Origin of the sequence: Bacillus sp. I-2 (genome assembly GCF_001974945.1) — a bacterium.
GTDB classification, from domain to species: Bacteria; Bacillota; Bacilli; order Bacillales; family Bacillaceae; genus Bacillus; species Bacillus safensis.
Map to the genome: position 1 here is coordinate 23,654 of NZ_LZRW01000008.1, position 15,349 is coordinate 39,002.

The following is a 15,349-nucleotide window of genomic DNA, read 5'->3' on the forward strand; positions in this document are numbered from 1 at the left end:
TCGCAGAATTTATGTGCTTCGACAACCTTTTTTTAAAAGATATTGAGGAGAAAAGATAAAACAAAAAAGGGCGAATGACATCGCCCTTTCCATTAGTTTTCTTCTGGATTCCCATAAAGCTCTTCAAGTGGCTTCATGATAATTTTATTTAATTCACCGATAAGAACACTCACACGTTGTTCTGCTTCCATCAACTGAGAGATTTTGTCGTGCTGCTGAACAAGAGCAACTGTTTTTTGAGCTTGCTCCACTTCTTCTTGTGTGATCTCTTGACCAGTCATTTGTTTTTGTTGAAGGTTTACTTGAATGTCACGGAAGTTCTCAAACATTCTTTTAGAGGAATCATCCGCGTTTACCTCATCATAAAGATTTCTTAAAGTTGAATATTCTTCGCTATGACGCAATGCTTTTTCAAGGTCATATGCAACATCATAAAGATTTACAGACATGTTATGTCTCCTTTCTATCCGTTATCACCGATATGATCGGCGGACACCACTCCACTATAACAAACTATGGCTTTCGTTTCACATATATACAATGAATTCATTAAAATTTCTATAGCTTGTCTTAGAATAGCGCCACAAAAACAGCCTGGATAGCACCAATCATCCCGCCTAAAAGACCGCCTAGAAATGTTATCATCTTCAGCTCCTTATTAGAGATGCTGACTACAAGCTCTTCCATTTTTTCAAGCGGGAAAAGTTCAATTTGTTCACGAATGATATCTTCAAATTGCAGCTTTGCAAGCAGACTCTCTAAAGAATTTGAAGCCGCTTCGATCCCCTTATCAATCAACACTGGCGCAAAATGTGTTTTAAGATCATCCGCTACAGCACTGACATATGTTCCAACTGGTTTGTCTAATATCAGCTTTGTAGAGAAATGAGAAAGCAATTGATTTTTCACACTAAAAATAAGTTCCTTCACATTCCATTTTTCATCAAGCTCATGAAGAGAAAATTGCTTCACCTTGTCCCATTCTTGAACAAGTAAATCTGATAAAAATCTTTTGGTTTCTGCGTTTCTTAAGAACTTGATAATTTCTGGATGCACACGATCAATTAAGCTTGAATTCCCTAGAAACATTTGAACCATACTGCCAAGCATTCCCCGTTCTTTTAAGAAATCATCAATCATATTGCCAAGCCTGGCTTTGCCTTCATCACTTTCAAAATAATGAATACCTCTCTTTAAAATATAATCTGCTGCATCTGGAATTTTTGATGATATTTTGGTTTCAACTTCTACCGGGAGCAATTCAGATAAAGTTTGCTCGTTATATGTTTCCAGCAGTGAAGCAAGCTTCTGGTCAGACCACTGATGGAGCCATTCATCTGCTTTGACATCAGCCTCTGTAACGCCGAATTTTTCTAGCAGAGAGAATACGGTGATCTCCATATTTGCGCCTTTGTCAATATATCGATGGACTGTACGCAGGATCTCCTGCTTTGCCTCCGATGATTCAAATCTTTTTTGAATACCTTCTGGCGTGAGCAAATGCTCCATAACCATGACACCAACCTGCTTGGCTACTTCGTCTCTTCTTTTAGGGATAAGCCCTGGTGTAAATGGAAGCTGTTTTCCGAATAAGTAATATGGCTTATAAGGCCTAAAAAGCATTTTAATTGCAAGATGGTTTGTCGCTGCTCCTATGACTGCGCCAATAACAATCATAAAGATAAACGTTGTGAATATATTCAAAGTCGTCATCTACCTTTCAAACAACACCCGAAGTTTATTGTTTTGATCTATACGTATTATAGTTGTTGTCAAGTTCCCAAGCAAATGAAGCATGCAGCGAGACATATGATCAAGCGATCTGTCGTAATGATAAAGGAGCATGAGCTTTATGTAAAATCATAAAAAAATGTTTTTTTGATGGTAAAAAAAGAAGTTGAAAAGAAGGTGTTTTTTAATGACAACATTAGGTATTGCGAGCCTTTCTCCGCAGTATGAAGAGGCATTCACACGGCAGCTCGCCAAAGCTGCCTCTTCTTATCGTTTAGAGGTTGTTCGTTTTACACCATTTGATTTAAAGCCGGCTTCAAATTTGATAAAAGGCCAAACATATACGAATGGCCAAGGGTTTGCCGACGCACAATTTCCGATTCCCGACTTGATTTATGACCGATGTCTTTACCGGCATGACGCACAATCTAAAAAAGCAAAACCCATCATGGAATGGCTAAAAAAATATCCAAAAACAGATTTTTTGAATACCGGCATCTCAAATAAAATGGTGCTATTTGAGCAGCTCCGTCTCCTCTCTGCTTCACAGCCATATTTACCTGTCTGCTTTTTATTAAAAGAGCCCTCAGACCTGATCAATATGGTAAGAGAGTGCGGGGCTGGCGGTTATTGTAGAATGCAGCCTCTCTCCCATCAGCATGCAGCATCTACTTACTTCATTTCCTTTGATGGCAAATCAACATTTACTGTTCAGCTAAGTTCCAATCAAACCATTACATTTTCTCGTACGTCAGAGCTGGAGCGCTGGTGCAAAAAATATGCAGGCCGGTATTTCCTTCAATTTTTCAACACGAATGATCAAAAAGAAATTTTATTCAATGAAATCAAGATTTTTCTTATGAAAGATTCACAAAATCAATGGAAACGCATGGGAATTCACACAAAATCACCTGCAGAAAATAGTCTTTTAAGTCATACACAAAAATCAGCTCCTGTGATAGGCTTTGAACACTATCTAAATACATTGCAGCCACACATCAAGGAACTCCTTTTAGATGATATTGCATCCATTCAGGCATCAATCCCAGCTTATATAGATAAAACTTACTCTCCTTGCTTTGAATTCGCAGTAGACTTACTTCATTCAAGTGAAGGCAGACTTTTCATATCAAATATCAGATCAAAGCCAGGGCGATCCGCTTTTTTAAAAGTTTATCCTGACAAGGAACACGAATTGATTCGTATCATTCTTGAACATGCTCAATCGATAAAGTCTCAACCGAAGGAGGTTTCTAATGAACAGAAAGCGCTGCATCATCGCCCCACACCTCACAAGTGAAAAAACAATTCATCTTCCCGTCCATTATAAACAGAAAGATGCCATCTATTCTCTTGCTCTAGGGTCTCGTTTAGTAGATGGCTTCAACATTTCCTATCATCAGCATCCAAATAAAATTTTATTGTCTGAAGATCTATACAGAAGTTTACTGATTCCTTACCAATCAAAAGCTGATGTGATCATCATTGACCATACACTTTTTATAGGGCCGTTGATGGGCATTTTCACTGCAGGTTTTGAGCAAAGTACACAGCCATTAGGAACGAGATCAGAATTTTTTATCAAACTGCTGCACTCTTTCAGGCAGCATCCTGGTTTTGCCTATCTTTTTGGGTCACATTCTATTGATTGGGAAAAAGGAATTGTAGAAGGACTGTTCTACCACCAAGATTCATGGGTTAAAAAACAGCTTCCCCTTCCGTCAGTCATTTATGACCGGCTTCCAAATAGAAAAGCTGCTCAGTCGGCACTCATTCAAGAAACGAAGCGAAAACTCACCCAAGACTATGATATCCCTTGGTTCAATCCTTACTTTTTTAATAAATGGGAGATTCATGAACAGCTATTAACAGATGAAAAAACATGGTCCTTTCTCCCACATTCTGTACAATTAGATCCCGTGGACGCTCTAAGTAAAATTGAAACACTTCTCTACCTGCATCAAGTTATATACTTAAAACCGACAAACGGAAGTCATGGAGACGGGATTTATCAGTTAAAGAAGGAAAACGACGGAATCACTGTATTCTCAAATTTTGGAATGCCCATTCCATATGATTCAATAGATCAGTTTGTTCAAAGGCTGCGAAAGGATCATGCAATTCATGATTTTATTGCACAACAAGGCATTGAGCTTCTTCAAATAGGCAATCAACCGATGGATTTCAGAGTTCATACGAATAAAAATAAAGAAGGTGATTGGACAGTCACAGCAGCAGCAGCAAAGGTTTCTGGAGATCATACCATCACGACTCACCAGTTACACGGGGGAACGGTGAAAACACTTTATGCTGTCTTTCCAGAAGAAAAGAAACGTTTGCAGATTTTACAGCAGCTTTCTCATACTGCCATCATGCTTAGCCAAGTGATAGATCAAAAAATGACCGGGCATATTGGTGAAATCGGTTTTGACTTAGGCATTGATCAAACAGGTGCAATTTGGATGTTCGAAGCCAATTCTCGCCCTGGCCGAGAGATTTTCCAGCATGTCTCTTTGAAAAAATCAGAATGGCTGATTGGGAAAAGAATCATGGATTACGCATCTTACCTTTCAAAAACGGCACTCACCACTTCAGATCACACGAACGTCTACTGACGCTTTTTTGTCACATGGCAGTGCTCTTAAATTTATGCTTTTTCTATGCTCTTTTCATGAGATGAGATACAATAAAATCAAGTTCAAGGTTGTTTCCGTGTTGTCGTGTTTGTTTATTGTTTCATCAATAAAAGCAAGGAGGCAATGATGATATGATTTCTCATTTTCAATGGAAACCCCTTTTTAAGAAAGCACAATTGCCAGGCTGGAAAATATCCTTTTTCCACAATGGTGCGCACTATGAAGGCATCTACCACAAAACAGGTGACATTGAATGGGGATCTCAGCTTCCGCCCCATGAAGTTGAGCCAACTTTAAAAGAAGAAATCCACGAATTAATGCTGTTCCATGTCTATGATTAAACTGTTTAAGGAGCCCCGCCATGTTAGAAAAATTAAAACTTGTTTACGGAGACCATATCATCAGCACACCTACTCATGACAAACATATTCTTTGGTATCAAACAGAAGAAGGCGAAATATTTGGAGTAAACAAATCGGAGCTTTCAGAAAGAGAAACACTTCTTCTCAACTCTTTTCTTACACCAATTGAGCTATTTCAAAAAGCGCAGACCGAGGATGAACAAAAATGGTTCAGCTATCTTTTTGAAAACAAACCACTAACTGTCCAACATCCCGTCCGTGTTTATTATTTTCAAATGATCCATCAAGAAGAACAAAGACAGCAAATAAAAGAGGCTGTGAATAACAGCCTCGAACATACTCATTTCATATGGACAGGCCCTGAAACAGCTATGCTGATTCAACCAAATGCCACATCAGAAAACAGTCAATTAGATCAGTTAAATGATTTGTCTCTGGCTATTACAAGTGATTTTTTAACAGACTCAGTCTTTATACAAGGACAGCTGCATTTGCCAAATGACCATTTACAGATGAGGCTATTAAATGAACAACAGCTCTTTTTATGTCATATACAGCGAGAAAAGCTTAGATCAGGGGCTGCCACATTTTATCAATGCCTGCCTTCGTTCATTTGTTATGATGTTTCTGCACTCTCTCACGCTATTTCAGATGCTTTTAAAGAAGCGGTCTTTGATCGGGATGTTTACCGAACTCTCATGACCTATATGCAATGTAATTTAAACGCATCCAAGGCAGCAAAAGCGTTATATGTTCACAGAAACAGTCTTCAATATCGAATTGATAAATTTATTGAGCGCACTGGGCTAGATATACGACATTTTCCAGAAGCATCCGCTGCTTATTTGATGATGACTCTACTCGATCTTTCATAAAGAATGAAGACATGAGCATCCTGCCCAAAAATGAAAATAGGATGTTGTGCACGTTGTCCATTTACAGACTCTTCCTCATTTTATACACTTTATTTACTAGTAAAGCGCTTTCAAAAAAGAGGGACTGGGGAGGCTGACATCTAATGGCTGAAATGATGCTGAATCAAATTTATAAAGTATATGATAACAAGGTAACAGCAGTAGACAACTTTAATCTACATATAGAAGATAAAGAATTTATTGTGTTTGTTGGTCCATCAGGCTGCGGAAAATCAACAACCCTTCGCATGATTGCAGGTCTAGAAGAAATTTCACAAGGAGACTTTCTGTTAGATGGAAAACGGATGAATGATGTAGCGCCGAAAGACCGGGATATCGCAATGGTTTTCCAAAACTATGCATTATATCCTCATATGAATGTGTACGATAATATGGCTTTTGGATTAAAGCTGCGGAAGTTTCCGAAAGCAGAAATTGATGAGCGGGTTCGAAATGCCGCTAAAATATTAGGGCTTGAGCAATATTTAGACAGAAAACCAAAAGCACTGTCTGGAGGTCAAAGGCAGCGTGTTGCACTTGGCAGAGCGATTGTACGTGATGCAAAGGTTTTTCTTTTGGATGAGCCGCTTTCTAATTTAGATGCAAAACTCCGTGTTCAGATGCGTGCTGAAATTTCTAAGCTTCATCAGCGTCTGCAAACGACATTTATCTATGTGACACATGATCAGACTGAAGCCATGACAATGGCAACACGCCTTGTTGTCATGAAAGATGGTTTTATTCAGCAGGTAGGAGCGCCGAAAGATGTATATGAAAACCCAGAGAATGTGTTTGTAGGTGGATTTATCGGCTCACCTGCGATGAACTTTTTCACAGGAAAGCTCTCTGACGGTGCCATTGCGGTTGGAAAAACTCATATTCGTGTACCAGAAGGAAAAATGAAAGTATTACGCAGCCAAGGCTATATTGGAAAGGATGTCATTTTAGGCATCAGACCAGAAGATTTTCACGATGAACCAGTATTTATAGAGGCGTCTGAAGGCACAAAAATTCATGCTGACGTAGAAGTAGCTGAATTAATGGGGGCAGAAACGATGCTTTATTCTTCTATCGATGGTCAATCATTTATTGCACGTGTTGATTCTCGTACCGATGTACAGGCCGGACAGTCTATCCCTCTTGCGATTAATATGAACAAAGCCCATTTCTTTGATGCGGATACGGAGCTGCGCATTCGCTCAGCAGAATAAAAAGATATATAAGCAGCGCCATCACTCATCATTGGGTGATGGTTTTTTGTATGTTAACACAACATTTACCATGTTCTTTTCTCGTATGTTTTTTTCGGAAATAACCATAATACTTAGTACAAAGCAGTTACTGCATTGGGTTTCGCCAAGTGGCAAATGACTTGATCATTTCGCTGGTGCGATTCCAGCAAACCCAACCAAAAAAACAAATCATATACAAAAAGGAGAATCACATCATGGCAAATTCTAATAGTTCAAACCAATTACTAGTTCCTGGAGCAGAGCAAGCGATCGATCAAATGAAATACGAAATCGCTTCTGAATTTGGTGTAAACCTTGGAGCAGAAACAACATCTCGTGCTAACGGTTCAGTTGGTGGAGAAATTACAAAACGTCTTGTGTCTTTCGCTCAACAAAACCTTGGCGGAACAAAAGCTTAATTTCATATTTGGATCATAGAAGGCACCTCTTATGGTGTCTTCTTTTTTTGTTTTTATCCCTCACCAAACTCCTTTCAGCTCATATCATGTAGTAGAAAGGAGCGGATCTTCATGGACATTATTTCTGGTATGAACTTTGAACTTTTACAATTTGTAGGGATCTCTCTATTATATGAATATGCTCATAGTATTCGGTCCTTTCACCTTTATAAAAAAAGCATCACATAAAAGTTGTACCATTTTGGGTTCTTTTCACTTATAGTATGTAGTGGAGGGATCGAACAGATGAAAATAGCTCTTTTCGGTGCTCATGGACGTGTAGGACAAGCATTTCTTCGTTTCGTTCAAGTAGATGATCGTTACATGGTTCGTTCATTGATTCGGACAAACCGAGAAGAAATGCTTGCGGGTATGTTTCAAGTCACCGGCAATTCAAGAAATCGGGAAGATGTGCTTGAGACAATCAAAGGAGCAGATATTGTTGTGAGCTGTCTATCAACAGATGGTGATGATACATTATCTGTTTCAATGGAGCATATCGTACAAGCCATGAAGCAAACAAATACATCTAGAATTATTACAATTGGTACAGCAGGTATTTTAAAAGCAAGAAAGCAGCCGGAGCTCTACCGTTTTGAAACAAATGAATCAAGACGGACCACTTCCCGAGCAGCTAAAGAGCATGCGAAAGCGTTTGAAATCCTTCAATCGACTGATCTAGATTGGACCATTATTTGTCCAACCTATTTACCAAATGGAGAAGTGACACGGTCATATCGCTATGAGAAAGATTTTCTCCCTATAGATGGAAAGAAAATTTCAGTTGAAGATACCGCACACTTTTTATATCAGCAGTTAAATTCGAAGGAGTTTGTACATCAACGCGTCGGCATCGCTTATTGATGATGCAGCCTGTCCAAACAATATAATCAGTAAAAGTCGAGAACAGAATCCTCGACTTTTTCATGCAAAGGAAAAGAGCCTCATTCAATTGGAAGAGGCTCTTTTTTTCTACTATTCATCAGCTGTTGGCAACAGCACCTTTTTGCAGTTCATACATTTGTGCATACAGCCCTTCTTGCTGCATGAGTTGTTCATGACTGCCACGCTCGACGATTTCACCTTTTTCTAACACCAAGATCATATCGGCTTTCTTAATGGTGGATAATCGGTGAGCAATCACAAAAGTCGTCCGTCCTTCTTTGACTACATCAAGTGCCCGCTGAATGATCGCTTCTGTTTCTGTATCAATGTTGGCTGTAGCTTCATCTAAAATTAAAATCGCTGGATCATACGCCAATGCGCGCGCAAATGAAATCAACTGACGTTCCCCCGAGGAAAGGGTGCTTCCCTTTTCAACGACTGGTTCATCAAAGCCTTCTGGCAGGTGCTTCAATAACTCTGCGGCACCTACTTGCTTTAATGAGGATTCAATGGTTTCTCTTTTGATGTCTTCATTCCCTAAGCTGACATTGGAGGCAATCGTTCCAGAAAATAAATACGGGTCTTGTAGCACGATGCCCATTTGTTTACGCAGCGTTTGGCGCGACTGATCATAAATGCTTTCACCATCTATGAGAATGTCTCCTTTCTGAATGTCATAAAAACGCAGCAGCAAGTTCATGATCGAGCTTTTCCCAGAACCAGTATGCCCCACTAGTGCAACCGTTTGACCTTTCTTCGCTTCAAACGTAATGTTCTTTAAGACATTTTTCCCTTCATTATAAGCAAAGGTGACATCTTTGAACTGAACGTGTCCCTCCAGCTTCTTCTGAACAGGTTCTTCAACTTCTGTTCCTGGTTCATCTAATAATCGGAAAACCCTTTCCGATGAAACCCTTGCTAACTCCAACCTAGAGAACTGATTCACAATGCCTGTAATCGGCTGGAACAATCGATTTAAATAATCGACAAATGCATAGAGCACACCAATGGACACAATGCCTGTCGCACTTAGCGACGCACCACCAAAATACCAAATGAGTGCCACATATGCTAAATTTCGCAGCAGGTTAACCAAGTTATGTGAAAGAAGTGAATTTAAATGCAACATCTTTCGCTGATATCGAAAGTGATTGTTGTTCAGCTCATCAAATTCCTCTTGCGTCGCTTTTTCATGACGAAACGCTTGAATGATTGTCATCCCTTGAATGGCTTCATTTAGTTTGGCATTGATTTCACTGATGATTGAACGAATGCGGTGATTGTACACTGATGCAAACTTTCTATAAGTCATCGACCAAAGGAAAATAATCGGTACAGCGACCAAACAGATGAGTGCCAGCTTCACATTTAATAAAAACATGGCAATGTAAATCCCAATCATGTAAATAGCACTTGTCACGAAATTTGCAAGGACCGTTACATATAAATCACGAATGGTTTCCGTGTCATTTGTAATCCTCGCGACAACTTTTCCAGCCGGTAAATTATCAAAATATCGGATCGGCAGCGTTTGGATGTGCTCAAATACGTCTACCCTCATTTTTTGAATAATTCGATTTGCAATCCTCTGGAGCAAATAATGCTGCCCATACTGAAAGAAAATCGCAACGATGAGCAGTCCTAGATAAAATAGAACAAGCTGCACCAAACCACTGATTTCTGGCTGATAAAAAGCGAAAATCTCCTCTTTTGATAAACGCTTTACCTCATAGGTTTCACGCTCGTTCCCATTATCAATGGTGAGCTGATCTCCCGATATTTTTCTGTTTCCATCAAAACGAATCGGCTCATTCACAAAATAGTAACCGAACCCGACTTGCACTACATTGATTTGCTTTCCAGAATCCATTCCATTATTTAATCGATCGCTTCGTATATAGTTATTTCCCTGGTAATAAACGGTTTTGTCTGTCTTTTCATGGACCTCGACATACGGTTTTTCTACACCTAAAATGTGATCATCAATCATTTTCTTCCCAATAAATGGCCCAGTCAGCTCAGCACCAACTGCAATCATGAGAAAGATTAAGGCAACAGACAATACTTTCTTATATAGGAGTGCGTAGGCAAGGAGTCTTCTTCCTGTTGTCATGCCTCATCCCCTCCTTCCAGCTGATTTGTTAGCTGCTGACGTAAAAATTGTTCTTTATACCACCCATCCTGCTGGATAAGCTCGTTGTGGGTGCCCTTTTGGACAATGCGTCCTTCTTCCATGACAAGAATGAGATCCGCATGTTCAACAGCTGATAGGCGATGAGTTGTAATAAACGTCGTTTTGCCATGACGGTTTTGTCTTAGATTTTCTAAAATAGCGGTTTCTGTTTTTGCATCTACAGCAGATAATGAGTCATCCAGAATTAAAATGTCTGGATCAATTAATAAAGCACGTGCAATGGATATTCGCTGTTTTTGTCCGCCTGACAGCGCCACACCTTTTTCCCCAACCATGGTTTCCAGACCCTCTGGCAGAAGGCGTAGATCCTTTTCAAAGTAAGCATCCTTGATTGCTTGTGCTAACTCATCTTGTTTCGCGTCCCGATGACCAAAGCGCATATTCTGTTCCACACTTTTTGAGAAAAGAATATGATCCTGAGGGACGTATCCGATCCATTGAAATAACTGATCTAACTCAATGTCTTGGATTGGAACACCTGATAGCAAGATTTGCCCATCACCTGCCGGGTACTGGCGCAGAAGCTGTTTGACAATGGTCGTTTTGCCGCTTCCCGTTTTGCCTGTAATCCCAATCGTCTGTCCTTTTCGAACGGTAAAGGACACATCAATGAGATTATCTTTAGATGAAGTTGGATACCTGAATGTCACATGATCAAACTCAATATCTCCAGGCTCTTGTAACGTTTTCGGCTGAGCAGCATCTGTTACGTCCGGCTTGTAGCTGAGTGTATGATTTAACCGGTCTAACGACGCATTTCCTCTTTGCATAATATTAATCAATTCGCCGATCGCAAACATTGGCCAGATCATCATGCCAAGATAGACGTTAAATGCAACAAGCTCCCCAATGGTTAAATCACTTTGGAACACGAGATAGGCTCCGTAGCCGATTCCGATTAAGTAGCTGATCCCCACAAGTAATTTCACTGTCGGTTCAAACAAAGAATCAATGATCGCCACTCGCATGTTTTTTTGAAATACATCATCTGTCATTTCTCGAAAGCGTTCGACATCTTGTTTCTCCTGCACAAAAGACCGAATGACCCGGACACCTGCCACTGATTCAAGAACGCGATCGTTCATATCACCAAATGCATCTTGAGCGACTGTAAAGCGCTCATGGATTTTGCTTCCATAAAACGCAATCAAGAGCGCCATCAGCGGCATAGGAATAATCGCCATTAAGGTTAATTTCCAGCTAATCGTCAGCCCCATCGTAAAGAAGATCATCAGCATATAAGCAGTGGAATCAACCAAGGTCAGAACGCCAAAGCCTGTTGTTAAGGCCACAGCATTCAAGTCGTTTGTACCTAATGCCATTAAGTTGCCCGTTTTTTTCTTTTCATAAAAGGTAGGCGTCATCTTAAGCAAGTGGCGCATCAGTTTCCCACGCATCACACGCTCCATGACATTTGCGCCGCCAAATAACTGATACATCCAAAAATATGTAAGTGTATAGACGACGACACCTAGTAAGCAAAAAATGGTCACATAAAACACAATACTGGATGTTGTAAATTGACCAGAACGAATGCCATCAACTGCCTGGCCAAGGTATCTTGGCGGCAGCATTTCAAGCACATTCACAATGAGCAGGAGCGTAATAGCAATCGTATAACGCCTCCACTCTTGTTTAAAGAACCAGCCTAATTTCGCAAATACTGAAAACATGTTTGTCTCTCCTTTTCTAGCTAGCCGCTTTCTAAATTTTCCTGCAAGTCACCTTGTTTCGTTTTTTGAGCTTTTGTCATTTGTCTTGATTTTGGCATGTTCACATGCTTTCACTCCTCTTCATTTACTTGTTGTTTTTCATCCCTTTATTTCGAAATGCGAAATGAATTCAACAAAAAAAGAGGCCACCAGCTGGCTGGTACGCCTCTTTTCGTCATGTAAAAAGGCGCATGTTGACAAATACGCAACATACGCCTTGATTCATCCGATCAATTGGAACAGACGAGTTCCTTTTCAATGACCAATGAAGGTGTAATTGTCACGTGAATCAACCCATTCATGCAGTTTGGTTTCATTCTTCCAATGTTGCACATGACATTTCCTCCTTTTGGCTCTTGAATCTTTTTTTATCTTATAGCGGCTGTCACCATTTTGTCAATAAATATTTTTCAATAAATGAAATTTTCTAACAAAAATCAATCTTCCTTATGTGTATCTTTTTCTATTAACGGGTATACCATGAGTGTAAAGACTCCTTTTGAAAGGAATGAGGACATTGTTTCAAGCTGATCGGATGGTCGTTGCGTTTGATGGACATGAAGACAGTAAGAAAGCATTAAAAAAGGCAATCGCTTTAGCTAAAACCTTACATGCCAAGCTGACCGTTACCTATGCACATGATGGCAAAACAGACAGACAGGTGTTTGATGTGCCGCGCCCAATGACTGGCGGAGCTTATATCGGCGGCGGTACGGCAGATCTTCAAACACCCCCTGTATATGTACCTCATGATGAACAGCAAAGTCCTTTGATTTTTGAAGACCATACAGAAGAGGTCGTTGCGGAAGCAAGAATGCTTTTAAATGAGGAGCAGTTTGAGGCTGCCATTGAAATTGTAGAAGGAGAACCAGCGGAAGCGATTATCGAATATGCGGAGGAAATATCAGCAGACCTCATCGTCATGGGAGCACGTGACCAAAGCAGATTGAAAAAAATGCTGTTTGGCAGTGTGAGTGAAAAGTTATCAGCAAAATCAGATATACCTGTGCTTATTGTGAAATAAATGCATCACAAAAGGCTGTAAACATTGGTTTACAGCCTTTTTTTATTTATGAAGAGATCGATGCTTCACTTTCATGGTTAATTTTTTGCTGGAAGCCTTCCTGTACGCGCTTTGTCAGCTTGCCTGGAACGCCTTCCCCTACTGGCTCGCCATCTATTTCAACAATCGGAATGACTTCAGCTGTCGTCGAGCTGATGAAGATTTCCTGAGCGCGCAGCAGTTCTTCTTTGCTTATACGAGTTTCTTCAACAGTACACCCTTCTTCCTCACATACTTCCAGCAGCTTTCTACGAGTAATGCCGTTTAAAATGAGATTGTTTGCAGGGTGAGTACGAATCACGCCATCAATCACGGCATATACATTCGAGGAGGTTCCCTCGGTCACAAAACCGTCTCTCACAAGGATTGCTTCAAACGCACCAACTTCAGATGCTTTCTGCTTTTCCATGATGTTATATAAAAGGTTTAAGCTTTTGATATCACACCTTAACCAGCGAAGATCCTCAGATAAAATGGCCTTTGCCCCAGCTTTCTGCTCTTGAACAGGCTTTTTCACCTGAAACGTATATGCCGTGATTTGAGGAGTAAGAGAATCACTATATTGATGTTTACGAGGGGCGACCCCCCGCGTGACTTGAATATACACACCGCCATCTGTTAATTGATTGTGAGCGACGAGCTGTTGTAACTTTTCTTCCATTTCAGATACTGTACCTTGCAGATGAATGCCAATTTCCTTTGCACTCTTGAACAGACGCTCTGTATGTTCCTTTAACGTAAACAAAGTACCATTGTATACACGGATGACCTCATAGACTCCGTCACCAAATTGATAGCCTCTGTCCTCAATATCAACATGTGCATCCTTTTTTTCAATGAAATCTCCATTGTACAATATTTTCATATGGAATCTCCCCTTCGCTTTGCATTAATGGTTGAATCTGATGCTATCTTAGCGGATAAATGGGTTCGTTTCAATGATTATTCAGAATTATTTCACATCATATGAAATGGATAACCTTTCATTGTAACAAATATAGATTGATAACCAAAAAGATTCCAATTTTTTAGCATCTTCTATATTCATAGGCTCTTTTTTCCTGTATACTTACTCCATATAAACACGACAAAAAACAGCGAAAAAAGACAGAATCCACTACATGATTCGACACAAATTTTTGATTTATTGGAGCGATTGTAATGCAACGGGTTAAAAAAAAACAGACACCTTCAAACACAATGCTGCTCTCAAAGGCGATTGGTTTTGTCATCCTGACACTGATCCTCTTTTTTATTTGGGATATGTCCAAAACCAATATGCAGGCAGCAGATCAGCCGGCGAAATTGTCTGCGAGCAGTCAATTTAGAGACACAAGCACTAGTATGAAAGCAAAAGATGCCTCTAGGAAAACATTAGATGCACATTTTAAGATCAATTCAAATAAACATGTAACGGATCAAACGATCTTTTTAACCTTTGATGATGGTCCATCAGCGACTTCAAATCAGCTGTTAGATGTGCTAAAAGCGCATCAAGTGAAAGCCACATTCTTTATGCTCGGACCGCAGATTAAAGAACACCCGGCAGCTGTGAAAAGACTCCATCAAGAAGGTCATCAATTAGGGCTTCATGGCATCACCCATGATGTGAAACGCTTTTATCAAAAAAAAGATTCTCCTGTAAACGAGATGAAGGAAGATCAGCGCATTTTGGCTTCTGTCACAGGTGAGTATACCCATCTTGTAAGAACACCTTATGGCAGCACCCCAAATTTAACCGATCAGCAAAAGGCACGTTTAAAACAAAAAGGCTTTGTCTACTGGGACTGGACCATTGACAGTCTTGACTGGAAATATAAAAGCTCAAAATATGTACCAGAGGTATTAAATCAGCTGCAAGTGCTGGAGACAAAATATCCAAAAGAACCAAAAATCATCTTAATGCATGATCAGCCGGCGACGGCAAAATACTTAAGCAGCTTAATTACGCAGCTAAAGGCAAAGGGCTATACATTTGAAGTCCTTGATGAAACAATGAAGCCGCTGCAGCAATAAAGTAAAACCCGCACCTTTAGGGACTGACCCCCGTTTTTGAGACAGGGATCAAAACACCTTTATAAAACAGCCAGTTGCCGAAACTCTTTTGGTGACTGGCTGTTTAATTTCAATTGAATTCGGATATTGTTATAATAATCAATATA

At 40.0% G+C, this 15,349-nt stretch carries 15 protein-coding genes; 9 read left to right on the forward strand and 6 right to left on the reverse strand.

Annotated features, from left to right (window positions below):
• Positions 1–92: 92 nt before the first annotated feature.
• Entirely contained in the window at positions 93–449 is a 357-nt protein-coding gene (locus tag BAE31_RS03260) for a YlbF/YmcA family competence regulator (RefSeq protein ID WP_056766061.1), read from the reverse strand.
• Between the two features lie 121 nt (positions 450–570).
• Positions 571–1,704 carry a DUF445 domain-containing protein gene (locus tag BAE31_RS03265; protein WP_076839449.1) on the reverse strand — a complete coding sequence of 378 codons (1,134 nt, stop codon included), beginning with the start codon at positions 1,702–1,704 and terminating at the stop codon, positions 571–573.
• 214 nt (positions 1,705–1,918) lie between these two features.
• On the opposite strand from BAE31_RS03265, the gene BAE31_RS03270 reads away from it, so the two are divergent.
• From BAE31_RS03270 to BAE31_RS03300, 7 genes are all read left to right on the forward strand, one after another.
• Positions 1,919–3,031 carry a YheC/YheD family protein gene (locus tag BAE31_RS03270; protein ID WP_076839450.1) on the forward strand — a complete coding sequence of 371 codons (1,113 nt, stop codon included), beginning with the start codon at positions 1,919–1,921 and terminating at the stop codon, positions 3,029–3,031.
• Positions 2,988–4,346 carry a YheC/YheD family endospore coat-associated protein gene (locus BAE31_RS03275; RefSeq protein ID WP_076839452.1) on the forward strand — a complete coding sequence of 453 codons (1,359 nt, stop codon included), beginning with the start codon at positions 2,988–2,990 and terminating at the stop codon, positions 4,344–4,346. The genes BAE31_RS03270 and BAE31_RS03275 overlap by 44 nt, the downstream gene beginning before the upstream one ends.
• Positions 4,347–4,498: 152 nt before the next feature.
• Positions 4,499–4,708, forward strand: a complete 210-nt coding sequence (locus BAE31_RS03280; protein WP_003211787.1) for a YheE family protein — start codon at positions 4,499–4,501, stop codon at positions 4,706–4,708.
• 20 nt (positions 4,709–4,728) lie between these two features.
• The gene (locus BAE31_RS03285) at positions 4,729–5,604 is read left to right on the forward strand and encodes a helix-turn-helix domain-containing protein (protein WP_076839453.1); all 876 of its coding nucleotides are present in this window, start codon (positions 4,729–4,731) and stop codon (positions 5,602–5,604) included.
• 143 nt (positions 5,605–5,747) lie between these two features.
• Positions 5,748–6,854, forward strand: a complete 1,107-nt coding sequence (locus tag BAE31_RS03290) for an ABC transporter ATP-binding protein (RefSeq protein WP_041109937.1) — start codon at positions 5,748–5,750, stop codon at positions 6,852–6,854.
• A gap of 236 nt (positions 6,855–7,090) precedes the next feature.
• Positions 7,091–7,294, forward strand: a complete 204-nt coding sequence (locus tag BAE31_RS03295) for an alpha/beta-type small acid-soluble spore protein (protein WP_024425744.1) — start codon at positions 7,091–7,093, stop codon at positions 7,292–7,294.
• A 285-nt stretch (positions 7,295–7,579) separates the two neighbouring features.
• Positions 7,580–8,197, forward strand: a complete 618-nt coding sequence (locus tag BAE31_RS03300; protein ID WP_041109935.1) for an NAD(P)-dependent oxidoreductase — start codon at positions 7,580–7,582, stop codon at positions 8,195–8,197.
• Between the two features lie 118 nt (positions 8,198–8,315).
• On the opposite strand, the gene BAE31_RS03305 is transcribed toward BAE31_RS03300, so the two are convergent.
• Positions 8,316–10,331: an ABC transporter ATP-binding protein gene (locus tag BAE31_RS03305; protein ID WP_076839455.1), complete on the reverse strand. Its 2,016-nt coding sequence runs from the start codon at positions 10,329–10,331 to the stop codon at positions 8,316–8,318.
• Complete coding sequence (gene bmrC, locus BAE31_RS03310) at positions 10,328–12,085, reverse strand: multidrug ABC transporter ATP-binding protein BmrC (RefSeq protein ID WP_076839457.1); 1,758 nt, start codon at positions 12,083–12,085, stop codon at positions 10,328–10,330. The genes BAE31_RS03305 and bmrC overlap by 4 nt, the downstream gene beginning before the upstream one ends.
• A gap of 556 nt (positions 12,086–12,641) precedes the next feature.
• Between bmrC and BAE31_RS03315 the strand changes: the two genes are divergently transcribed.
• Positions 12,642–13,148 (forward strand): universal stress protein, encoded by a 507-nt coding sequence (locus BAE31_RS03315; protein WP_025093324.1) that lies wholly within the window; start codon positions 12,642–12,644, stop codon positions 13,146–13,148.
• Between the two features lie 46 nt (positions 13,149–13,194).
• Here the strand turns inward: BAE31_RS03315 and dat are convergent, their stop codons facing one another.
• Positions 13,195–14,052, reverse strand: a complete 858-nt coding sequence (gene dat / locus BAE31_RS03320) for a D-amino-acid transaminase (protein ID WP_076839458.1) — start codon at positions 14,050–14,052, stop codon at positions 13,195–13,197.
• A 296-nt stretch (positions 14,053–14,348) separates the two neighbouring features.
• Here dat and BAE31_RS03325 point away from each other — a divergent pair, with 296 nt between their 5' ends.
• Positions 14,349–15,203 (forward strand): polysaccharide deacetylase family protein, encoded by an 855-nt coding sequence (locus BAE31_RS03325; RefSeq protein ID WP_041109926.1) that lies wholly within the window; start codon positions 14,349–14,351, stop codon positions 15,201–15,203.
• A gap of 59 nt (positions 15,204–15,262) precedes the next feature.
• Here the strand turns inward: BAE31_RS03325 and BAE31_RS19440 are convergent, their stop codons facing one another.
• On the reverse strand, positions 15,263–15,346 hold the full coding sequence (locus BAE31_RS19440) for an IS3 family transposase (RefSeq protein WP_434702602.1): 84 nt from the start codon (positions 15,344–15,346) through the stop codon (positions 15,263–15,265).
• Positions 15,347–15,349: the final 3 nt, after the last annotated feature.

What these genes read in the sequence shown, in the direction of transcription:
- BAE31_RS03270 (WP_076839450.1), top strand. Translation starts at nt 1,919, where the DNA reads ATGACAACATTAGGTATTGCGAGCCTTTCTCCGCAGTATGAAGAGGCA.
- BAE31_RS03285 (WP_076839453.1), top strand. Translation starts at nt 4,729, where the DNA reads ATGTTAGAAAAATTAAAACTTGTTTACGGAGACCATATCATCAGCACA.
- BAE31_RS03290 (WP_041109937.1), top strand. Translation starts at nt 5,748, where the DNA reads ATGGCTGAAATGATGCTGAATCAAATTTATAAAGTATATGATAACAAG.
- dat (WP_076839458.1), bottom strand. Translation starts at nt 14,052, where the DNA reads ATGAAAATATTGTACAATGGAGATTTCATTGAAAAAAAGGATGCACAT.
- BAE31_RS03280 (WP_003211787.1), top strand. Translation starts at nt 4,499, where the DNA reads ATGATTTCTCATTTTCAATGGAAACCCCTTTTTAAGAAAGCACAATTG.
- BAE31_RS03300 (WP_041109935.1), top strand. Translation starts at nt 7,580, where the DNA reads ATGAAAATAGCTCTTTTCGGTGCTCATGGACGTGTAGGACAAGCATTT.
- BAE31_RS03275 (WP_076839452.1), top strand. Translation starts at nt 2,988, where the DNA reads ATGAACAGAAAGCGCTGCATCATCGCCCCACACCTCACAAGTGAAAAA.
- BAE31_RS03325 (WP_041109926.1), top strand. Translation starts at nt 14,349, where the DNA reads ATGCAACGGGTTAAAAAAAAACAGACACCTTCAAACACAATGCTGCTC.
- bmrC (WP_076839457.1), bottom strand. Translation starts at nt 12,085, where the DNA reads ATGTTTTCAGTATTTGCGAAATTAGGCTGGTTCTTTAAACAAGAGTGG.
- BAE31_RS03295 (WP_024425744.1), top strand. Translation starts at nt 7,091, where the DNA reads ATGGCAAATTCTAATAGTTCAAACCAATTACTAGTTCCTGGAGCAGAG.
- BAE31_RS03260 (WP_056766061.1), bottom strand. Translation starts at nt 449, where the DNA reads ATGTCTGTAAATCTTTATGATGTTGCATATGACCTTGAAAAAGCATTG.
- BAE31_RS03305 (WP_076839455.1), bottom strand. Translation starts at nt 10,331, where the DNA reads ATGACAACAGGAAGAAGACTCCTTGCCTACGCACTCCTATATAAGAAA.